The sequence below is a fragment of the Pseudobutyrivibrio xylanivorans genome (assembly GCF_010906925.1).
Classification (GTDB): Bacteria; Bacillota; Clostridia; order Lachnospirales; family Lachnospiraceae; genus Pseudobutyrivibrio.
In genome coordinates, this window is sequence record NZ_VTVE01000001.1 from 1,038,537 (window position 1) to 1,060,831 (window position 22,295).

The 22,295-nt window shown below is 39.0% G+C and carries 25 protein-coding genes; 1 reads left to right on the plus strand and 24 read right to left on the minus strand.

Features of this window, described 5'->3' with window-relative positions; genetic code table 11:
• Nucleotides 1-16 precede the first annotated feature (16 nt).
• The 24 genes from F0Q01_RS04845 to F0Q01_RS04960 form a co-directional block, all read right to left on the minus strand.
• Complete coding sequence (locus F0Q01_RS04845) at nt 17-1,336, minus strand: DUF512 domain-containing protein (protein WP_090149598.1); 1,320 nt, start codon at nt 1,334-1,336, stop codon at nt 17-19.
• Nucleotides 1,330-1,689, minus strand: coding sequence for a YraN family protein (locus F0Q01_RS04850; RefSeq protein WP_090149594.1), 360 nt, complete (start codon nt 1,687-1,689; stop codon nt 1,330-1,332). The genes F0Q01_RS04845 and F0Q01_RS04850 overlap by 7 nt, the downstream gene beginning before the upstream one ends.
• A 9-nt stretch (nt 1,690-1,698) precedes the next feature.
• Entirely contained in the window at nt 1,699-1,986 is a 288-nt protein-coding gene (locus tag F0Q01_RS04855) for an EscU/YscU/HrcU family type III secretion system export apparatus switch protein (protein ID WP_090150017.1), read from the minus strand.
• 2 nt (nt 1,987-1,988) lie between these two features.
• The gene (locus F0Q01_RS04860) at nt 1,989-3,854 is read right to left on the minus strand and encodes a flagellar hook-length control protein FliK (RefSeq protein WP_090486832.1); all 1,866 of its coding nucleotides are present in this window, start codon (nt 3,852-3,854) and stop codon (nt 1,989-1,991) included.
• 19 nt (nt 3,855-3,873) lie between these two features.
• Nucleotides 3,874-4,638 (minus strand): ribonuclease HII, encoded by a 765-nt coding sequence (locus F0Q01_RS04865; RefSeq protein ID WP_090150012.1) that lies wholly within the window; start codon nt 4,636-4,638, stop codon nt 3,874-3,876.
• A gap of 1 nt (nt 4,639) precedes the next feature.
• On the minus strand, nt 4,640-5,227 hold the full coding sequence (gene lepB / locus F0Q01_RS04870) for a signal peptidase I (RefSeq protein WP_090487637.1): 588 nt from the start codon (nt 5,225-5,227) through the stop codon (nt 4,640-4,642).
• 157 nt (nt 5,228-5,384) lie between these two features.
• Nucleotides 5,385-6,224: a ribosome biogenesis GTPase YlqF gene (gene ylqF, locus F0Q01_RS04875; protein ID WP_090149587.1), complete on the minus strand. Its 840-nt coding sequence runs from the start codon at nt 6,222-6,224 to the stop codon at nt 5,385-5,387.
• A 6-nt stretch (nt 6,225-6,230) separates the two neighbouring features.
• Complete coding sequence (gene lepB, locus F0Q01_RS04880) at nt 6,231-6,827, minus strand: signal peptidase I (RefSeq protein ID WP_090486834.1); 597 nt, start codon at nt 6,825-6,827, stop codon at nt 6,231-6,233.
• 108 nt (nt 6,828-6,935) lie between these two features.
• The gene (rplS, locus tag F0Q01_RS04885; protein ID WP_028246997.1) at nt 6,936-7,286 is read right to left on the minus strand and encodes a 50S ribosomal protein L19; all 351 of its coding nucleotides are present in this window, start codon (nt 7,284-7,286) and stop codon (nt 6,936-6,938) included.
• 105 nt (nt 7,287-7,391) lie between these two features.
• Complete coding sequence (trmD, locus tag F0Q01_RS04890) at nt 7,392-8,093, minus strand: tRNA (guanosine(37)-N1)-methyltransferase TrmD (RefSeq protein ID WP_090486837.1); 702 nt, start codon at nt 8,091-8,093, stop codon at nt 7,392-7,394.
• Nucleotide 8,094: 1 nt separating this feature from the next.
• On the minus strand, nt 8,095-8,613 hold the full coding sequence (gene rimM, locus F0Q01_RS04895) for a ribosome maturation factor RimM (protein WP_090486840.1): 519 nt from the start codon (nt 8,611-8,613) through the stop codon (nt 8,095-8,097).
• 67 nt (nt 8,614-8,680) lie between these two features.
• Nucleotides 8,681-8,917 (minus strand): KH domain-containing protein, encoded by a 237-nt coding sequence (locus F0Q01_RS04900; protein WP_033154032.1) that lies wholly within the window; start codon nt 8,915-8,917, stop codon nt 8,681-8,683.
• A 28-nt stretch (nt 8,918-8,945) separates the two neighbouring features.
• On the minus strand, nt 8,946-9,188 hold the full coding sequence (gene rpsP, locus F0Q01_RS04905; RefSeq protein ID WP_015549838.1) for a 30S ribosomal protein S16: 243 nt from the start codon (nt 9,186-9,188) through the stop codon (nt 8,946-8,948).
• Nucleotides 9,189-9,234: 46 nt separating this feature from the next.
• Nucleotides 9,235-10,572: a signal recognition particle protein gene (ffh, locus tag F0Q01_RS04910; RefSeq protein WP_090149573.1), complete on the minus strand. Its 1,338-nt coding sequence runs from the start codon at nt 10,570-10,572 to the stop codon at nt 9,235-9,237.
• A gap of 3 nt (nt 10,573-10,575) precedes the next feature.
• A complete protein-coding gene (gene ylxM / locus F0Q01_RS04915; protein WP_090149570.1) occupies nt 10,576-10,911 on the minus strand; it encodes a YlxM family DNA-binding protein in 336 nt (111 codons plus the stop codon).
• 80 nt (nt 10,912-10,991) lie between these two features.
• Nucleotides 10,992-12,203, minus strand: a complete 1,212-nt coding sequence (ilvA, locus tag F0Q01_RS04920) for a threonine ammonia-lyase (protein WP_090149568.1) — start codon at nt 12,201-12,203, stop codon at nt 10,992-10,994.
• A 41-nt stretch (nt 12,204-12,244) separates the two neighbouring features.
• Nucleotides 12,245-13,171 (minus strand): signal recognition particle-docking protein FtsY, encoded by a 927-nt coding sequence (gene ftsY, locus F0Q01_RS04925; protein WP_090149565.1) that lies wholly within the window; start codon nt 13,169-13,171, stop codon nt 12,245-12,247.
• Between the two features lie 12 nt (nt 13,172-13,183).
• Nucleotides 13,184-16,744, minus strand: coding sequence for a chromosome segregation protein SMC (smc, locus tag F0Q01_RS04930; protein WP_090486843.1), 3,561 nt, complete (start codon nt 16,742-16,744; stop codon nt 13,184-13,186).
• Nucleotides 16,745-16,767: 23 nt separating this feature from the next.
• Nucleotides 16,768-17,469, minus strand: coding sequence for a ribonuclease III (gene rnc / locus F0Q01_RS04935; protein WP_090149557.1), 702 nt, complete (start codon nt 17,467-17,469; stop codon nt 16,768-16,770).
• Between the two features lie 132 nt (nt 17,470-17,601).
• Nucleotides 17,602-17,838, minus strand: coding sequence for an acyl carrier protein (gene acpP / locus F0Q01_RS04940; protein ID WP_090149554.1), 237 nt, complete (start codon nt 17,836-17,838; stop codon nt 17,602-17,604).
• A gap of 2 nt (nt 17,839-17,840) precedes the next feature.
• Nucleotides 17,841-18,860: a phosphate acyltransferase PlsX gene (gene plsX / locus F0Q01_RS04945; protein WP_090486846.1), complete on the minus strand. Its 1,020-nt coding sequence runs from the start codon at nt 18,858-18,860 to the stop codon at nt 17,841-17,843.
• Nucleotides 18,861-18,958: 98 nt separating this feature from the next.
• Nucleotides 18,959-19,138 (minus strand): 50S ribosomal protein L32, encoded by a 180-nt coding sequence (gene rpmF, locus F0Q01_RS04950; protein WP_090149549.1) that lies wholly within the window; start codon nt 19,136-19,138, stop codon nt 18,959-18,961.
• A gap of 1 nt (nt 19,139) precedes the next feature.
• Complete coding sequence (locus tag F0Q01_RS04955) at nt 19,140-19,670, minus strand: YceD family protein (protein ID WP_090149546.1); 531 nt, start codon at nt 19,668-19,670, stop codon at nt 19,140-19,142.
• A 102-nt stretch (nt 19,671-19,772) separates the two neighbouring features.
• A complete protein-coding gene (locus F0Q01_RS04960) occupies nt 19,773-20,966 on the minus strand; it encodes an acetate/propionate family kinase (protein ID WP_090486850.1) in 1,194 nt (397 codons plus the stop codon).
• A gap of 130 nt (nt 20,967-21,096) precedes the next feature.
• Here F0Q01_RS04960 and F0Q01_RS04965 point away from each other — a divergent pair, with 130 nt between their 5' ends.
• Nucleotides 21,097-22,269: a nucleotidyltransferase family protein gene (locus F0Q01_RS04965; protein ID WP_090486854.1), complete on the plus strand. Its 1,173-nt coding sequence runs from the start codon at nt 21,097-21,099 to the stop codon at nt 22,267-22,269.
• Nucleotides 22,270-22,295: the final 26 nt, after the last annotated feature.

Here is a 22,295-nt window from a genome sequence, read left to right on the forward strand (position 1 = left end):
CCCATGATTACAAAAACTATCGTCCAATAATTGCACAAACTAAATCGCGACCGTCTGATTGTACAATACGAGCCTTAACTTGTAAAGCCGACTCAAGCTCAGAAAGTGTTATATCATCAAGGAAAACCTCCTCTTGAGCCCTAAGCATTGTACATGACAGCAAAAGATTATCTCCTAGATCTCTGTCCTTAAGCTGAGCGATTAAATCCTGCCCAGTTATAAGACCTGATACAGTTATTTCTTCACCGAAGAAATCGTTTCTAATGCAGACAACATCAACGGTAACCTTATTAAACTTCTCAGTAACTAAATCAGCAAGCTGCCTCATAAAAGGTGCAGCAAGCTTTCCTGTAGCAATAGTCACATGACGCTTTTTCATAAACAGTGGCTTTTTTATATCCTCTAAGGCATCAAGAACCTCTTCTTTTAAAAGCCTAAGCATACCAACGCCATTTTCAAGCTGAATAAATCCATCATATCTATCAGCCTCAGGAAGTGGTCGTCCTGCTAATATATACCATTCATCTGAAGCCTGGACAAAGTGATTGCCCACACGCTCCATTGCCACATTCTGCCAATGCTCAATCTGGTCAATAACCCTTCCTGCTTCCTCAGCTGTATATGTGCGAAGTGGAAAAAGTCCCTCTCTAAATTTAGTAACTCCCACAGGAACAACTGACATAGAGCCCATAACAGGGGCAAACTGAAGCAAATCTGAAATAGTCCTATCTAGCTCTGGCCCGTCATTGAGCCCTGGGCAGGAAACAACCTGGGCATTCATAGGAATCTCTGCATGGTAAAGCTTTTCTATTTTTTCAAGAATATCTCCTGCAAATCTATTATGTAAAAGCTTAACCCTAAGTTCTGGGTTGGTTGCATGAACAGAAATATTAATAGGGCCTAACTTGTAGGCAATAATTCTATCTAAATCAGCCATCTTCATATTTGTCAAAGTAACATAGTTACCCTGCAAAAATGAAAGACGTGTGTCATCATCTTTGAAATATAAAGTCTCTCGCATGCCCGGTGGCATCTGATCAATAAAGCAAAAAGCACATTTATTGGAGCATGATTTGTAATCATCCATAAGACCATTACAAAAGATAACTCCAAGGTCCTCACCATCTTCCTTGGGAACAAGTACTGATGTTGTGGTGCCATCCTCATGCAATAGCTCAACCGTGATATTGGCATCATCAGAATAATAATGATAGTCAAAAATATCCACCAGCTCTACATTATTAATTTTAGTGATAATGTCTCCTGATTTAAGCCCAGCCAAATCAGCTGGACTGCCAGGCGTTATCTCTTTAATTTTATGACTACTATTTAACATACCGGTATATACTCAAACGCATTTTTAAGGTGCGTCAAATGTCCTTCCTCAATTGCAACTACATCAAATCTAACTGGCGTGTCGCCACTTATTTTGTGGCTATACATATAAAAATCAGCCACTCTCGAAATCTTTTTCATCTTTCCAAAAGTAACAGCAGAAAGTGCAGAACCCTTGGAAGATGACTTGCGATACTTAACTTCTATAAAAACTAGATAATCGCCATCCATAGCAATTATATCTACTTCTCCCATTTTACAATAGAAATTAAGCTTAATTATCTTAAGACCTTGTTCTTTTAAATATTCTGCAGCAAGCTTTTCAAAAGCATTTCCTTGCCTTCTATAATTCAATATTTACCTCTATCCTAACTTAGATTTTATCTTTTCCATATCGTTAACAAAGACCAAAATCTCTGCAACAACCTCATACAGCTCCGGAGGAATCGCATCTCCTATATCAAGCTTGCTAAGGGTCTCAGCCAATTCATTGTCCTGATAAAAAGGAACATCAGCTTTTTTAGCCTCTTCAATTATCTGCTCAGCAACATATCCTTTGCCTGAAGCAAGTATTCTAGGAGCACTATCTCCAGCCTCATAGGCAAGGGCCACCGCTGTTTTATTTTTGTCGAATTCCTTTTTTTCAGCCATCATTATGCCCTCATATCAAAGCTATATCTATGCACTAATCCCTCAGCCCTGTCCTCTGTAGAAACAGGAGGCGCACCCAAGAAATCCTCTACAAAGGAGGTCTTTGGCTCACCACAAGTGACTTCTGATTTGACAGAAAAGCCCTTAGCCTCAAGTCTAGCTGTAAGAATATCTAGATTATCCTCAATAAGCTTCATTGACTCTTCGCTAGCCAAATTCCATTTGCAACCTACATTATTCTCTTTCAAACGAATAAAAACATCTGTAGAACCTAAATGTTCCATATCAAAATGCAAAAATGCAGTAATCTCTTCACCAGCCTCATAGCTGCTCTTTTTGTTCTGTCGAACATAAAGCATACTGTCAGTGTTCTGATTGTACATCTTAAGAGGAATCTGAACGAAATTATACATTTCATTTGCAGAATTCATAAAATTAATATTCTGTCGAATCTCTGCAGTCTGATTCTTAATTGTCTCTGCAGCCTTCCCGGAAAATGATGCCATAAGTCTCTCTAAAGCTTCTGTCTGTTTTAAGACTCGCTCATAAAGCTTTGATATCTCACCTGGCTTTGTAATATCCTTAGGCTCCATAGCAAAACTGTTGGCAATAATATTTTTAAGAATTCCCTTGTAAAGAGGCTCTCGTATTATATCATTTAAAGTCTCTTTTGGAATATCAGGATGATTATTAAAGTAATCAGTAATCTCCTTAAAAACTTGATTAATGTCTGCATCAGCTCTAAGGCTTCCATCTTCACTGAATATCTGCAAATTGTCCTTTGGAAAATCAGGAAGTGAATTAAGCAAGGTATTAAAAGATGTAATCTGCTTTTCTCCAGCAAAACTATTTAGCACTTGATTAGATGCTTCATTTTCATTGATAATAACCTGCTGGTTGATATCAACTTTTGAATTAGTAAGGATTTCACTTTCAGGAACAATTCCTTGTGCCTTTGCTGCCTGCTCCGAATTAGGATTCTGATTAACTATATCAATTACTTCATCCTGAGCATTATTAATAACAGCATCCTTGACCTGGGCAGCACTTTGAGGATTAACTTCTATATTGTTTGATTGATTAGTATTTGCCTCATTAGTAACCGCAGTATCTACAACCGGAGTCTGTCCTGCCTGAGGATTGGCCTGCTCAGAAGCAACCACAGCCTCTTCAGAAACTGCAACCTCCGGAATAAATATCTCTCTGATAGAATTATTAATGCTAATAACATCTGATGCTGACAGCTCTTTTGAAGACATAAGCTCTGGGAGCATTTCAGAAATAGTATCGAAATTATCAATAATAAGAGCCTTGTCATTAGCATAGTTCTGGAACATGTTTACATTCTCAGGAGTCATTTCCATGCCATATTTTGACATAGTAACAAGAGTCTGTGGATCTACACCAGGATTGTTGATCATGGCACGATTCATGGCAGCAAGACTTTCCGGACTAATTGAAAGAGAGTGTTGCATCATGGAATTTACCATATTTATTGTGCGCTCTGTGGCTGCGATATTGGCCATATCTAGGGCCTTGAGAAGTGTAGGATTAGCATCTAATGAACCAAGAGATACAGGGCGAATCTGAATAAGATTACCATCATTACTCTTTACCTGAAAAAATACGGATTGCCCCTCCAAAAGACTAACGCCGCTATCCAATCTAGCAGTCATAGTCTGACCATTGGCTAAGCCAATAGTAACCTTGCCATTATCAATACTATTAACAGAACCCTCAAAAATCTCCCCCTCTTTGAGAGAATCCTGAGGAGAACCTGTCAATGATTGACTCTGACTCATCTTGGTCAAATCCGCATTATTAACATAGTTTGAGTTGTATGGATTAAATCCAGTGTTAATATTCATAACTCACCTATATATAGAACTAAACAAAATTTCCAATAAATGATTTTCTATGAATTGGACATGGTCCATTCTCCTTAAGAGCCGCTATATGCTCCGCTGAGCCATATCCTTTATTGGATGCGAAATTATATTCTGGATAAATCTTATCGTAATCAACCATCATCCTATCTCTAGTGACCTTAGCAATAATACTTGCTGCCCCAATAGAAATAGACTTTGCATCACCCTTTATAATAGCCACCTGTGGAATATCCACCTCTGGAATTGTAACAGCATCATTAAGTAAAAGCTGCGGCTGTACCTTGCTTTCCTTAATTGCCTGTCTCATAGCCTCATAGGTAGCCTGTAAAATATTAATTTCATCGATTCTATTTTCAGAAACCACGCCAATGGAAACAGACACTGCCTTTTCCATTATTTCGTCATAAAGCTCTTCGCGCTTAGCAGCTGTAAGCTTTTTGGAATCATTAATGTATAAGATATCACAATCCTTTGGAAGCACTACACAGGCAGTTACAACAGGACCAGCAAGTGGACCTCTTCCAACCTCATCTATGCCTCCAATATAATCGTATTTTTCCCAGTATTTTTTCTCAAACTCTTTGAGCTTTTCAATACGCTCACGCTCTAATCGAAGCTTTTCCATCTTCTTTTGAGCCTGTCCAATAATTTTGGAAACACCTGGTCTGCCATCATTGATGTATTCTTCTATAAAATCTGGAAGAAAATCTATGCTGGCATCCTTATATTCCTTTTGAATCTCTGAAATCTTCTTCTCGCTCATGTTATTCAATGTTGTCGACTAAGCCAAATGATTTAAATGGATATACTCTTAGCCATGCCTTTCCCACAATAATATCCCTGTTAATAGGTCCAATCATTCTAGAATCTGTACTATTGTTACGATTATCTCCAAGGACAAAATATTCATCAGGTCCTAGAATCATCTCATTACTGGCCATACCCGGATTAGCCATAACCTCTGTACCATATGTCTCCTCAAGAAGAATATCGTTAATATAAATGTTACCGGAACCATCTATACGAACTGTCTCACCTGGAAGACCTATAACACGCTTGATATAGAAAGTATCTTTTTCCTCTCCACCAATGCCAGACTCATCATGAGGGAAAATAATCACATCAAATCGATTAGGATCATGGAATCTGTAGCTAATCTTGTCAACGATAAGATTGTCTCTATCCTGAAGTGTATCCTCCATAGATCTGCCACTTACAACAGTTCTCTGACCTACAAACTGAGTGATTAAAAAAACCACCAAAAAGCAAATAAGTACATTTAAAATGACACTTATGACCTCTTTGATAATAGCCTTTGAAGTCAAAGGCTCTTCTTCCTCTTCCTTCTTCATCTTCTTCTTTGAATCAGAAGTCTTTTTTTCAGGCGTTTTCTTTTCCTTTGTGGAACCAAAATCAGAAAGGTCTTCTACGTCCTTCATATTGGCTCTAGCCCTTTCGATGTCCTTTTTTATAAGTTGTTCTTCTTCGTTAAAGTCAATAACCTTCATTTTATGGCCTCTCCAGTGTAATATTTCCTAAATTACCACTTCTAAACTCGTCAATTAAAACCGCTGCCGCCTTATCAAAATCTAACTCCGAACCCTTTTTTACAAAGTTTCTCTTAGCTGCAATCTCCGTAATAATCTCATGATTAACAGCCGATTCATCCACCTCATATCTCTTGTTGAGAATGCCAGGATAAGTCTCCTTTAAGAAATCAGCAAGCTCAAGTGAAAGCTCTCTAGTCTCAATAATGGCATCATTGATAGAGCCAATAAATGCAAGATGTAAACCTACTGTATTGTCCTCAAACTTTGGCCATAAGATACCTGGAGTATCTAAAAGCTCAACTGATTTATTAAGCTTAATCCACTGCTTGCCCTTTGTAACACCTGGCTTATTGCCAGTCTTAGCAACAGAACGACCTGCAAAAGAATTGATAAATGTAGACTTGCCTACATTAGGAATACCTACAACCATCGCTCTAACTGGACGATTCTTAATTCCACGCTTTCTATCTCTCTCAAATTTGGCTGCGCAGACCTCATCTAAAGTAGCCTGTACGCCCTTCATATTCTTTCTGTCTCTAGAGTCAAGCTCCACTACATAGAAGCCCTGACCTTTAAAATATTCAACCCACTTTTTGTTAGCTTCCTTGTCAGCTAAGTCTGATTTATTAAGTAAAATAAGTCTAAGTTTGCCAGAAGCCAGTCCATTAATATCTGGATTACGACTAGATACAGGACATCTGGCATCAATAACCTCTATTACTAAATCAATAAGTTTAATATCTTCCTGCATCTGACGCTTTGCCTTGGTCATATGCCCTGGATACCACTGAAATTCCATAATCACCTAAAATGGATATCTAATCCATACCTTTCCTAAAATATCTTCTGAAGAAACAAAGCCAATACTCTCATAACGAGAATCCTCAGAAGAATTACGATTGTCTCCAAGTACGAAATACTGGTCATCCCTAAGTGTAATAGGCGATGCAGCAATACCTGGATTCTCTATTCTCTCAACTTCTATAGCCTCTTTGTATAATTCATCATTAATGTAGACACGACCCTTGTTGATATAAATCGTATCACCAGGAACTGCTATTACGCGCTTAACAGAATAACTAGCATTAACATTAGCCTTTGGTTTGAACGCAATTACATCCCCGGACTCTGGACTAGATAAATTGTAAGCAATTGTATTTACAAGTAATTTATCGGATGTATTATAGGTAGGCTCCATAGATGAGTTAGAACATTCCACCTGTTTGCCAAATGCCAATACCACACCATAAGCAAGTCCAATTACACAAGCAAGTTCCAATGCATAGATGAGAACATATCTCAATTTTTCGAAATTAATTTTTCTACGACGTCTGTTGAAATTCAGTCCATCTTTTCTTCTGGAAAAAATCCTACTGAAGAATCTCTTAATTGATAAAAACATACAAAATTCCTTTATAATTTATAGTATAAATATACCGCACTTTGCATATAATTTCCATTAAAAATAAAAGAACAGCCACACAAGGTGACTGTCCTACTTATTTCGAGATTAGATTCTCTCCTTAACCTTTGCCTTCTTACCTGTGAGATCTCTGAGGTAGTAAAGCTTAGCTCTACGAACTTTACCCTTACGAACTACTTCGATCTTCTCAACGTTAGGGCTGTGAAGTGGCCAAGTCTTCTCTACGCCTACACCGTTAGATGACTTACGAACTGTGAATGTCTCACGGTTGCTTCCACCCTGTCTCTTAATAACTGTACCCTCGAATACCTGTGTACGAGTACGGTTACCCTCGACGATACGGCCGTAAACCTTTACAGTGTCACCTACCTGAAACTCAGGTAACTCTGCCTTAAGCTCAGCAGCTTCAATGTTTCTAATAATCTCGTTTGCGTTCATTTTAAATCCTCCTAAACACTCGCGACGTTCTTGAAATACTTTATTGTAGATCAGCGGACCATCTCTTCTTTTAGCAACTATAGTATAATAACACGGTTAATCTTATTAATCAACCGAATTTTCCAAATATTTTTGATATAAATCAGGTCTTCTTTCTTTTGTTCGCTCAATAGATTGCTCCTTACGCCAAGCATCTACTTTAGCGTGGTCTCCAGAAAGCAAAATAGGCGGTACCCTTCGGTCATTCCAAACTTCCGGTCTAGAATACTGAGGATACTCAAGCAAATTGTTCTCTAATGACTCATCCTCGCCTGATTCAGCATTTGTAAGAACACCTGGAACCATTCTAGATATAGCATCTATCATAACTAAACTTGGAAGCTCACCGCCAGTGAGAACATAATCACCTATAGAATAATATTCATCGACGATTTCCTCTAAAACTCGCTCATCAATGCCCTCGTAGTGACCGCACAATAGACAGATATCTTCCATAAGGGCTAATTCCTTGGCGTCAGTTTGGTTAAAAAGCTTGCCCTGTGGTGTCAAATATATACAGTGAACCTTGTGGCCTGCCTTTTGGCAAACAGCCTGATAAGCGTCGTATATAGGCTGTGCCTGCATAACCATTCCAGCACCTCCACCGTATGGATAATCATCAACCTTTTTATGCTTATCAAGTGTATAATCACGGATGTTAATAGCCTCAAAGGAAATAGAGCCTGCTTTTTTAGCACGACCTAAGATGCTGGTATTTAAGGCATCTTCAATCATCTCAGGAAATAATGTTAAAATATAAAACTTCATATTAGTCCATCAATCCTTCCAATAAATGAATATCAACTCTGCCGCCTTCGATATCAACATTTAAAATGCACTCCTTAATAGCTGGAACTAAAACTGTCTTTCCATTTTCCAGAGTGATTTCATATACGTCGTTAGCACCTGTTTCCATAACATCAGAAATAGTACCGAACTTTTTATCAGAGTCTGCATCAACATATACTTCGCAGCCAATCAAATCAGCAATAAAGTACTCGTCGTCCTTAAGTTCAACTCTGTTTTCCTTTGTTACGTATAGTCCCTGTCCCTTGTATTTTTCAATATCATTGATATTATCAATACCTTTGAATTTAAGAATAACAAGATTCTTTTGAGGACGAGCATTTTCAACCTCAAGGCTAATATAACCATCCTTGCCTCCATCCAAAAGCAAGTTCTTCATATTCTTAAAACGGGATATGTCATCAGTAAGAGGGAATACCTTAACCTCTCCTCTAATACCGTGTGTCTGTGTAATTGATCCTACTTGATATAAATCTTCCAAATTCTACTCCTGTATAATAGAGTTCCTATTAAGTAAAACAGGCCTGATAAAAATCAGGCCCAAATAACTAGTCAACGTCTACAATATCAACGATAACCTTCTTGTCAATCTTTGAGGCTGCAGCCTTTACCACAGCGCGGATAGCCTTGGCAATTCTGCCCTGCTTTCCAATAACCTTACCCATATCAGAAGGGGCAACGCGAAGCTCAACAACAATTGACTTAGCGTCTTCCTTTTCTGAAACTACAACCTCCTCAGGATTGTCTACAAGTGACTTAGCAATTACTTCAACTAATTCTTTCATCACTATTATCCTTTTCCTTTCGAGATGTTTACTGAACGCCTGCCTGCTTGAAAAGTCTTGCTACTGTCTCAGTTGGCTTTGCACCATTAGCAATCCACTTCTTAGCTGCCTCAGCATCAACTGTAACCTCAGCTGGCTCCTGATTTGGATCATATGTACCGATCTCGTCAATGTTTCTACCATCACGTGGTGCTCTTGCATCTGCTACAACGATTCTGTAGATTGGTCTCTTCTTCTGACCCATTCTCTTTAATCTAATCTTTACTGCCATTTTTATTTCCTCCTAAAACAATAAATATAAAATAAATGGTCATGGACTAAAATGGGAAGCGCATTCCGCGTCTACCTTTGCCCATCATATTTGGCATTTGCTTCATCATCTTCTTTGATTGTTCAAATTGTTTGATGAAACGATTTACCTCTGCTATATCTAAACCAGCTCCAGCAGCAATTCTGTGCTTTCTGCTAGGATTTAGTAATTTTGGATTCTCACGCTCTGCAGGTGTCATAGAAAGAATGATTGCCTCTATATGAGCAAGCTTCTTATCGTCTACTGCATTCTCAAGCTGCGCCATCTGAGATGAATTAATGCCAGGCATCATACCAAGTATAGAAGTAAGTCCACCAAGCTTCTTCATCTGAGCCATAGATGTGAGATAGTCATTGAAATCAAAGGAAGCCTTTTTAACCTTTTTAGAAAGGGCAATAGCTGCATCCTTATCAATCTCTGCCTCTGCCTTTTCAATGAGAGAAAGGACATCTCCCATTCCAAGGATACGGCTTGCCATACGATCTGGATGGAACTGCTCCAAGTCAGAAAGCTTCTCGCCCATACCAGCGTACAAAATAGGCTTGCCAGTGACAGCCTTAATTGAAAGAGCTGCACCACCTCGTGTATCACCATCAAGCTTTGTGATGATAACACCGTCAATGCCAATCTTCTCATCAAATGTCTGAGATACATTAACAGCATCCTGACCAGTCATGGCATCAACTACTAAAATTGTGTTAAGGATATCAATATTGCTCTTGATTGACTCAAGCTCATTCATCATATCCTCATCTATATGAAGACGGCCGGCAGTATCGAAGATAACCACATCAAATCCGTTCTTCTTAGCGTAATCCATTGCCTCTTTGGCAATCTTAAGTGGCTTTTCCTGTCCTAGTGAAAAAACCTCCACATCCTGCTTTTTACCATTGACCTGTAACTGCTCAATAGCGGCAGGTCTGTAGATATCACATGCAACAAGTAGTGGCTTTTTGCCGCGCTGCTTGACCTTACCAGCAAGCTTAGCTGTGGTGGTAGTCTTACCAGCACCCTGGAGACCAACCATCATAATAGTAGTGATGGCACCACCAGTTCCATAAGTAATATCAGTAACCTCCGAGCCCATAAGATTAACAAGCTCTTCGTTAACTATCTTAATAACCATCTGACCTGGATTAAGGCCATTCATTACATCTGAGCCAATAGCTCTCTCTGTAACAGTGTTTGTAAATTGCTTTACAACTTTAAAATTAACATCCGCCTCAAGAAGGGCCATCTTAACTTCTTTGAGAGCTGCCTTGACATCAGCCTCGCTAAGTCTACCCTTGCTTCTAAGATTTTTAAAAACCCCTTGAAGCTTTTCTGAAAGTGAATCAAAAGCCATATATTATAATTCCTCTAAAATCAAACTAGAAAGTCGGGAAATCTCTGCCATGGTGTGGGCATCCGCCTGTCCCTTTGTCAATTCATTAATAGAAATGACATCACTTCTGATATTCATAAACTTTTCAACTAAATGAAGCTTCGCTTCATACTCTTCTAGCTGATGGTCCACTCGCTTAAGCAAGTCGTGAACTCCCTGTCTAGAAATAGAAAGAGTATCAGCTATCTCTGATAAAGACAAATCATCTAAAACACTCATCTCATAAACACTACGCTGACGCTCCGTTAGAAGCTCGCCATAGAAATCATATAAAAATCCTGATTTAATCTTATCTTCCATGACTCTCCTTTATCACCGGAGACTAATATACTATATAAAAAAGAAAGTGTCAAGTACAATTACTTGACACCCAATATTTTTTATAATGAAGTTCTAACAATCTTTGGCTTGTAGCCGCCTTCATCCAAAGCATTAAGAATCTGCTGCTTGTGATCTGGGCCAAATGCCTCAAGAGTAATACGAAGCTCAACAGCTGCCGAACGGTTTGTAGTAACAAACTGATTGTGCTCAAGCTTGATAACATTACCCTGATTGTCAGCAATTACCTGAGCTACCTTTGCAAGCATACCTGGCTTATCAGGAAGAAGAACAGAAACTGTAAATATTCTATCTCTAAAGATAAGTCCCTGCTGAACAACTGATGACATTGTAATAACATCCATGTTACCACCAGAAAGAATAGAAACAACTCTCTTGTCCTTAAATCCAAGATGATTTAATGCCGCAACTGTAAGAAGTCCAGAATTTTCAACAATCATCTTGTGATTCTCTACCATATCAAGGAAAGCTACGATAAGCTCATCATCATCAACAGTGATAATCTCATCAATATTCTTCTGAAGATATGGGAAAATCTTTGTTCCTGGTGTCTTAACTGCAGTACCATCTGCAATAGTATTAACAGAAGAAAGTGTAGAAACCTCTCCCTTTGCAAATGACTCCTTAAGGGAAGCTGCTCCGCTAGGCTCAACACCGATAACCTTAATCTTAGGGTTAAGAAGCTTAGCTAATGTAGAAACACCAGTAGCAAGACCGCCGCCACCAATTGGAACAAGAATATATTCTACAAGTGGAAGCTCCTTAAATACTTCCATTGCAATAGTACCCTGTCCTGTAGCCACAGCTAAATCATCAAATGGATGAATAAATGTATAACCATGCTCATCGGCAAGCTTGTAAGCATACTCGCAAGCCTCGTCGTAAACATCTCCGTATAAAACAACATCAGCACCATAGCTCTTTGTACGATTAACCTTAATCAAAGGTGTTGTTGTTGGCATAACGATTGTAGCCTTAACTCCGTACTTAGATGCTGCGTAAGCAACGCCCTGTGCGTGATTACCAGCAGATGCTGTAATAAGTCCCTTACTTCTCTCCTCATCAGTAAGTGTGCTAATTTTGTAATAAGCACCTCTTAACTTATAAGCTCCAGTAAGCTGCATATTCTCAGGCTTAAGATAAACCATATTGCCGCTCTTTTCACTGAAGTAATCGCTGTAAACAAGCTTTGTTTCGTGGGTAACCTCTGTAACAATCTTAGAGGCTTCTTCAAATTTGTCCAATGTAAGCATGATTTCTTCTCCCTATTGTATTGCTATATGATTACAAGTGTCTATTCTGAGTAAAACAACGCATTGACGAACTCTTCTGGATTAAACTTCTCCAAATCATCTATTGTTTCACCGACACCAATATATTTTACTGGCAATTTTAACTCAGATTGTATTGCAATTGCAATACCTCCTTTGGCTGTTCCGTCAAGTTTTGTGAGTACAATGCCAGAAATATCCGTAACCTCAGAAAATTCTTTAGCTTGAACAAGGGCATTTTGACCTGTAGTACCATCAAGTACAATAAGAGTCTCTCTATATGCCTCTGGAAATTCTTTTGAAATAGTACTGTTTATCTTAGAAAGCTCATTCATAAGATTCTTTTTGTTGTGAAGACGTCCAGCTGTATCAACCAAAAGAACATCAACTCCTCTAGCCTTAGCAGCATGAACAGCGTCAAATACAACAGCCGCTGGGTCAGAACCCTCAGGTCCACCGACAAAATCAACATGAGCTCTATCAGCCCATTCCTTTAACTGGTCGGAAGCAGCTGCTCTAAATGTATCCGCTCCAGCAACCATAACTTTTTTACCGGCAGCTGTAAGCTTGCCAGCTAGCTTTCCAATAGTCGTAGTCTTACCAACACCATTGACGCCAATAACAAGTACCACACTTGTCTTATTTTCAAAATCATAAGATGTGGCATCAAGAGCCATCTGCTGCTTGATTTCATTAATAAGAAACTCCTTGCATTCGGTAGGCTCCTTAATATGCTCTTTTTTAACAGCGTCCTTGAGATCGTCGATAATAGTCTCAGTAGTGCGTACGCCTATATCGCCCATGATAAGGACTTCTTCAAGCTCCTCGTAGAAGTCCTCATCAATATTTGTAAATCCATTAAATATGTAATCCATGGATTTGATAAAGTTGTCTCTTGTCTTGGTCAGGCCCTTAATAAGGCGCTGCCAAAATGGAATTTTCTCTGCCATAATTAATCTCTACTAGTCATCTAACTGTGCTTCAATAAGGTTAACTGATACAAGTGCTGATACACCCTTTTCCTGCATAGTAATACCGAAAAGTCTATCAGCTGCATTCATTGTACCTCTACGGTGAGTGATAACAATGAACTGAGTATTCTTAGTAAGCTTGTGCAAATAATTTGCGAAACGGTCTACGTTAGCATCATCAAGAGCCGCTTCAATCTCGTCTAACAGACAGAATGGTGAAGGCTTAAGATTCTGGATTGCAAACAAAAGTGCAATAGCAGTAAGTGATTTCTCACCACCGGACATCTGCATCATATTGATAAGCTTCTTTCCAGGTGGCTGAGCATTGATAATAATACCTGTCTCAAGAAGGTCATCTTCGTCAACAAGCTCAAGTGTACCGTGACCGCCACCAAAAAGCTCCTTAAATGAAGCATCAAACTGCTTTTTAATATCCTTGAAGCCTTCAGCAAACTGCTTTCTCATTCCCTCATCCAGCTCATCAATGATACGAACAAGTGAAGCTTCTGCCTCAACCAAATCGTCGTGCTGTCCCTTAAGGAAATTGTAGCGCTCAGAAAGCTCCTTGAACTCCTCAATGGCATTGACATTAACATTACCCATTGCACGAATAGCATTTTTAATCTTGCTAGCATCCTTTTTCATCTGATCTAAATCATTGTACTCAGGATCCTTAAGTTCTTCTGCTGAATGATATGTAAGCTCATATTCATTCCACATGTAATTGTTCTGATATGAAATAGCGTCGTTAATCTTCTCTTTTTGAGAATCAAGACGGAATATTTCTTTATCTAAATCTGAGATTCTATCAGAAATCTCCTGACGCTGCTCAAAGAAATTCTTGTGAGAATTATTGAGGGCATCACGCTTTTCAATAGTCTCTTTAATTTCAGCTTCAAGCTGACCAAATGTCTCATCAGATGCTGAAATAGTACTCTTAATCTCCTCAATACGAGCCTTCTTAGCCTCTGTCTCTTCTTTGGTAGAACGCGCATTTTCCTTTAATGAGGCAATATCAGCATCAGCCTTTTCAATCTCAGAATTGATACGGTCAATGTTCTGCTGAACGAAATCAACCTTCTGTCTAGCATTAGCCTCTTCGATTTGAACCTCAGACATGGTTCTGTTAACAGAAGTCTCCATGTAGGTCTTCTCATCCACTTCATCAGAAAGTCTCTGAATCTCAGCCTTAAGTTCGGCTTCCTTATCATCGCTTTCCTTCTTTTCGAATTCGATGTCCTTTTTGCCAGAGGCAATCTCTGTAAGCTGTGCTTCTAACTCTTCAGATTCCTTAGAAAGACCCTCGTAAGCTGTGAGAGATTCTTTCTTCTGCTCGTTAGCTCTATCAAGGCCAAGCTTTGCTGTATTAAGGGCAATAGCTGCCTCATTTAACTTAGCAGTATTTTCTTCCTTATCGCTATCAAGAAGAGCTGCAGCTGCCTCAATATCATCAGCTCTATTTTTCAGCTCATCCATTTCCTTGGAAATAGCATTTAGCTTCTCATCAAGCTCTTCAATCTCACGATTACGTCCTAAAAGATTAGATTTGTTCTTGAAGTGACCACCGGCCATAGAACCACCTGGGGCCAGATATTCACCATCTAAAGTAACAATATGAATGCTGTAATTGTTCTTTTTAGCAAGAGCAATAGCTGAGTCAATATGATCAGTAACAACAACTCTGCCAAGAAGATATGCTATAACACCATCAAACTTGCTATCGCAATCTACAAGCTCTGAAGCTAGTCCTAAAACACCCTTTTCTTTTAAAACTTCTGTCTTCTTGAAATTGCCTCTGCCATCTACAGAAGTAAGTGGCAAGAATGTAGCACGACCAAGCTTGTTCTCTTTCAGATAATTAATGAGCTTTTTAGCGCAAGCTTCATCTGCAGTAACAATATTTTGGATGTTACCGCCTAAAGCTGTCTCGATAGCCATCTCGTATTTCTTCTCTACGTGGATAAGATCAGAAACAACACCCTCTATACCATCGATAACGCCCTTTTGCTCCATTACCTTACGAGTAGAATTACCATATCCCTCGTATCTCTCAGCAATATTCTTAACAGATTCAAGACGAGTCTGAACACGGGCAAACTCATCCTTTTTAGCCTGTAATTTTTCAGAAGTCTCTTGAGATTTTCTCTTCCACTCAGCAGCCTTCTCAGAAAATTCCTTATCCTTGTCCTGAAGCTCTAATAAAAGAGTCTGAGCATTCTTAAAATCATCCTCAGCAAGAGCTACAGCAACATCCAAATCCTCTTCACGAGTCTTGCGCTCTAAAAGTCGCTGGTTGAGCTTAGCCTTGCGAATATTAGTCTGTTCAAGCATTGTCTCGAGACGCTGCTCTTTAGACTTGATAGAAGCTCTATTATTAAGAAGCTCCATAATAGCTTGATTATTCTGCTCGATTTTCTCGTTGTTAGAAACAATGGCAGACTGAAGCTCACTGTAATTACCTTTAACAGAAGCAAGACGTTCAACAGCCTCCTCCAATGTCTTATCAAGAGAAGTCTTCTCCTGAGCATATTCTGCAAGTTGCTTTTCCTTGTCAGCCTTTTCAGCTTCGATTTCAGCTACACGACTAGCCAAATTCTCATCTGTAACATTGGCAGAACGAATCTGTTCCTCTAAAAGAAGGATTTCATTCTCAAGCTTGCCCTTCAGTAAGGTAGACTCAGACTGGTTCTGCTTTAAATTCTCAATCTGAGTATCAAGCTCTGTAATCTGCTGCTCTAAAGAATCGTACTTTACGCGAATCTCCTCCTGGGCAGCCTTGCTAGATTCCATATTCTCTTTGGCAATGCTAGCATTCTTCTCAACCTCGTCTAAGTTGGCCTGTAATCTATCAACCTCAAGCATGAAAGAATTAACATCAATTCTCTTAAGCTCTTCTTTGTATTTTAAATATTGTTTAGCGTCTTCAGACTGCTTTTCAAGAGGTCCAATTCTACGCTCCTGTTCTGATAAAATATCATTAACACGAACTAAATTCTCTCTCTCGCTCTCAAGCTTCTTAACAGATGCAGCCTTTCTCTTTTTAAACTTAACAATACCAACAGCCTCATCAAAAAGCTCACGTCTATCTTCTGGCTTACCAGAAAGAATCTTCTCAATCTGACCCTGTCCAATAATAGAGTAACCCTCTTTACCTACACCAGTATCGTAGAAAAGCTCAGATACATCCTTAAGGCGGCAAGGTGTGCCGTTAAGTAAATACTCACTCTCACCTGAGCGATAAACACGACGTGCAATAGTAACTTCCTCAAAATCAACAGGAAGCACATGGTCGGAATTGTCCATTGTAAGTGCTACGTAGGCATAGCTAAGTGGCTTTCTAGCCTCAGTACCAGCAAAAATTACATCCTGCATAGATGCACCACGAAGCTGCTTAGCAGACTGCTCGCCTAAAACCCAGCGAACAGCATCAGCTACATTACTTTTTCCGGAACCGTTCGGACCTACAATGCCTGTAATTCCATTATGAAATTCGAATTTCATCTTGTGAGCAAAAGATTTAAATCCGTATAACTCGATACTTTTAAGATACATTCAATTCTCCCTAATACTTATAATTAAATAATATTTATAGAATCTTCCTTATGAAGCATCATAAGTGATTCGTAGGCTGCTTCCTGCTCTGCAGCCTTTTTGGTGCCACCAACACCAGTGCCCAGTACACGCTTACCAACAAGGGCCTGCACTTTAAATTCCTTGGCGTGATCAGGACCAGACTCAGATACAAGTCTATATGTAATCTGCTCTTTGTAATTAGCCTGAATTACTTCCTGCAATCTAGTCTTACTGTCATGGAACAACTGCTTATGTTCAATATCATTTAAAACAAAACGGTGAATATATTTAGAGGCTGGCTCCATACCGCCATCCAAGAAAATAGCACCGATTGTAGCCTCAAAGGCATCTGAAAGAATAGACTTACGATTTCTGCCACCTGTCATATCCTCTCCCTTTGATAAAAGGACATAATCCCCTAGATTAATCTCCTTACATATATAGGCAAGAGTAGGCTCGCAGACAATACTAGCTCTAAGTCTTGATAGTTTACCTTCATTGAGATCGGTGTAATTTAGATACAAAAACTCACTCGATACTATCTCGAGAACCGCATCTCCCAAAAACTCAAGTCTCTCATTGTCAGAGAACTTTTTCAAATGATGCTCATTAGCGTATGAGCTATGGGTAAGGGCCTGTCGTAATAAGCTTTCGTCTCTAAACTCATAGCCGATTGTCTTTTGAAATTCTTTTAAATCCTTCAAAATAATCTCTCCATTTCATTAAGGTACCTAAAAGGTAAAACCTTTTGAGTTTAAAGAAAGCATCCAGATAACTGGATACTCAAAAACACGCGCACCAACGAAAAAAATCGTCAATGCGCATATATTTAATTCTTATTTTTCTGCAACTGTCTTCTTGATAAGCTCAACAGCATCACCAACTGTAGAAAGCTTCTCAGCAGCGTCTGTATCAACTTCGATATTGAGTTTCTCCTCAACACCCATGATAATCTGGAATACATCAAGAGAATCAGCTCCAAGGTCATCTACAAATGTAGTGCTCTCCTTGATCTCTGCAGTGTCTACATTAAGAACCTCTGCAATAATCTCCTTTAATAAATCGAATTCCATTTCTAGTCCTCCTTTTTCTCTATAACTATATTTTCTTTGATATGATCATTAATCTTTTGCTCCTTAAAAGTCACGCACTGGAAAATAGTGTTTCTAACCTCTAAAGCCTTGGCACTACCGTGAGTCTTAACAACAAGACCATTAAGTCCAAGAAGTGGAGCTCCACCGTACTGTGTGGCGTCAAAAGCCTTAAGCTTGTTTTTAAGTGAAGGAAGCGCAAGTGCCGCACCAATCTTTGACAATAAATTAGATGTCAATCCCTCCTTAAACACAGAAAGAAGTGTACTAGCCACACCCTCGAAAGTTTTAAGAATAGCATTGCCTACAAATCCATCGCAGACTACAACATCAACTGTACCTGCTGGAATCTCTCTGGCCTCAATGCCACCTACGAAATTAATACTATCGCACTCTTTAAGAAGAGGCATAGTCTCCTTAACAAGAGCATTGCCCTTTTCCTCTTCGGCGCCATTGTTAACAAGGGCTACCTTAGGATTTTTAATGCCAAGTGCCTTTTCCATATAGATGCTGCCCATCTTAGCAAACTGTACTAAGTGGCTGCTACGACAATCTACATTAGAACCTGAATCTACAAGAAGTGTAACACCAGTCTTAGTAGGAATAAGAGCTCCGAATGGAGAACGCTCAATACCCCTGATACGTCCAACAATACCAAGTCCACCTACAAGAAGTGCACCAGAATTACCAGCTGAAACAAGTGCATCTACCTGACCTTCCTTAACAAGATGAAGGCCTACAACCATAGAGGAATCCTTTTTCTTTTTTATGGCCATAACTGGGTGTTCTGCAGTCTCAATAACCTCTGTAGCATTTTTTATCTCAATCTGCTCTGCTGGATAAGAATGATTAGCAAGTTCAGCCTTAATCACGTCCTCCTTACCAACAAGAACAACCTTAACTTCTTTACTCTCATTAACGGCATTAACAGCACCCTGAACCATAGCTGAAGGTGCGTTATCACCGCCCATTGCATCAAGTGCAACAACAGTCAAATTGCTCATACTATTATCCTTTCTAACATACTTATAAAAGTATACTTTATATAAAAGAATAATTCAATTCAAATAAAAACCTCTCGGCATAACCGAGAGGCTTTGAATTAATCTACTGCTACGATCTCTTTCTTGTTGTATGATCCGCAAGCTTTGCAAACTCTATGTGGAACCATAAGCTCACCGCACTTAGAACACTTAACAAGTGTTGGGTTGCTCATTTTCCAGTTTGCTCTTCTTTTATCTCTTCTTCCCTTAGAAGATTTGTTCTTTGGACAAATAGACATGCTATTTCACCTCCTTAAAGCTATTAAAGACATCTAAAAATTGTGCCATTCTAGGATCTAAAACTGTATCATCACACTGGCAAGGCTCTAAGTTGCGATTCTTACCACAGACTGGGCATATACCCTTACAGTCATCCTGGCACAATATCTTTGCCGGGAAATTCACTAAGATCTCGTCTAAAATGAGTTCATCTATATCAATCTCCTCACCATCAACAAATGAGTAAGGACCAATATCATCATCAGTAACTACCTGTCCTTCTGAAACTTCAACAGTCTCATCAGCCACAACAGGAATATCAAATGATACCTGACTCAAGCATCTATCACAAGCACCTACGATAGTACATTTAGTACTAAAGGTAATATGAAGCTTGCCTGTGCCAATCATAGATAGAACTACATCAAATGGCTCTACGTGACTGATAGAAAAATCACTGCCAAGATAAGAAAACTCATGTATGTCGCAAACTCCAGTAAATTTCTTATTTTGATCAGGTAATGAAGTAATATCCTTAATAGAAATCTTCATAAATATCTCCTATCCACACTTTGTCAATTATACATAGCTAAAATATGCTTGTCAAACACTTTCTGCAAATTTTAACACATTATTTAAAAATTCATTTAACAATTATTTAGAAACGATAGCTGCTGTATCTCTTGCAATCATAACCTCTTCATTTGTAGGGATAACGAATACCTTAACCTTTGAAGAATCAGAAGAGATAAGCTTGTCCTCTGAAGGGCCATCATTTCTAGAAGCATCAAGCTCTACACCCATAAATCCAAGGTGATCACATACAGCCTGACGAAGGCCTGCATTGTTCTCTCCAAGACCAGCTGTGAAGCAAATCATATCTACACCATTCATAGCTGCAGCATATGCACCGACATACTTAGCAATACGATATGCAATCATGTCCATAGCAAGCTGTGCTCTCTTATTGCCCTCTGCAGAAGCTGCAAGAAGATCTCTGAAATCTGATGAAAGACCAGAAATACCAAGTGCACCAGACTCCTTGTTAAGAACATTCATAACACCTGCAAAATCAAGTCCCTCTTTCTTAGCCATGTACTCAACAGCTGAAGGATCGATATCACCAGAACGTGTACCCATAACAAGGCCCTCAAGTGGAGAAAGACCCATTGAAGTGTCTACTGACTTGCCATTTAATACTGCACAGCAAGAAGCACCGTTACCAATGTGACATACAATAATCTTAGAGTTGTTGATATCTGCACCAGCGAACTCGCATACTCTCTTTGATACATAGCTATGGCTAGTACCGTGGAAACCGTAGCGACGAACTCCGTACTGCTCATAATACTTGTAAGGAACAGCATACATGTATGCTTCCTGAGGCATTGTCTGATGGAAAGCTGTATCGAATACGCCTACCTGTGGCTTACCTGGCATAAGCTCACGACATGCATTAATACCAATAATATTTGCTGGATTGTGAAGTGGAGCAAGGTCATTGCACTCTTCTACAACCTTAATCATCTCATCTGTGATAAGAGCTGAAGCTGCGAACTTCTCACCGCCATGTACAACTCTGTGACCTACAGCATCAATCTCGTCAAGTGATGCAATAGCACCAGTACTAGCATTAGTAATAGCATCAATAACTGCTGCTACAGCCTCTTTGTGAGTAGGCATTGGAATGTCTGTAATCTCCTTATCAAGTCCAGCCTTCTGATATACGATACGACCATCGATACCAATTCTCTCGCAAAGGCCCTTGCAAAGTACTTGCTCGCTCTCTGAGTCAATTACCTGATACTTAAGAGATGAGCTACCACAGTTGATAACTAAAATCTTCATAATAATATATATTCCTTTCTTTCTTTAAAATACAAAAAAATACATTTAATATTATAGCACTAAAAAAATACATAACAATAGAATTTTATAGTATAATTCACCTATAAAAAGTATTTTCGGAGGAACAAAAATGGTAGTTGGAATCGTGGCAGAATACAATCCATTTCACAATGGTCACAAACTTCAAATCGAATACGCTAAATCTGTTTTAAAAGCTGACCAGATTATAGTTGCCATGTCCGGTTCCTTTACTCAAAGAGGCGAAATAGCCTGCTTCGATAAATACACGAGAGCTAAGGCTGCCCTATTATGTGGTGCCGATATCGTACTTGAAATTCCAACCATTTTTGCCACATCTTCTGCACGAGAATTTGCATCAGCAGGTGTACAGCTCCTTGCAAGCTCTGGCGTCGTAGATACCCTTTTATTTTCCGGTGAGTGCGACAATAGGGAATTATTTATTAGCGAAAGCAGAAAACTTCTTGAGCTAGAGCAATCTGGCGATTTCAATAATGAAGTAAACAGCCTCATGTCCCAAGGCATTAGCTATGCCACTGCAAGAGCAAAAGCATTAAAGACATTTCTAGATGAAGAATTAATATCATCTCCTAATAATATTTTAGGACTTGAATATTGTAGATATATCAATGAGCATAGCCTTTCTATGGATGTTGCTGTAATGAAAAGACAAGGAAACAAATACGAAGACCTAAGTCTATCTGGAGATTTAAGCTCAGCTAGCTCTATACGCCAGCATTACAAGCTCCACAAGGAGTACGAAGCCATCCCCCTGGAGGCAAAAAACCTTTATGAAAACAGCACTTTTATCTATTCAGAGGACGTTTCTGAAATGTTACATTATAAACTTATTACAACTGACTCATTTGATGAATACTTGGATTGCAATAGTGACCTATCCGATAGAATAAAAAACAAACTTAATGACTATACTGATTTCACATCCTTCTGTCAGTTACTTAAAAGCAAGAATATGGAGTATTCTCGCATAAGCCGTGCTCTATGCCACATACTTATAGGAATTACAGATTCAGATTTTAAGGCTGCCAAAGAAAAGGGATATTGCACCTATATAAGAATGCTTGGGTTCAGCAAAAATGGCAGCACTATCCTTTCTAAAATAAAAGAAAAAGGAGCTGCACCTCTTTTAACAGCTCCTGATAATTCTATAATTAATAAATATGATATTCTTTCCAGCGATATTCTAAGGGCAATAGTGACCTCAAAAACATGCACTTCTTCCCCTACAGAATACACAAGAAAATTCGAATTAGTAAATATTTAAAAATGCCAGCACCTTCAAAAGATGCC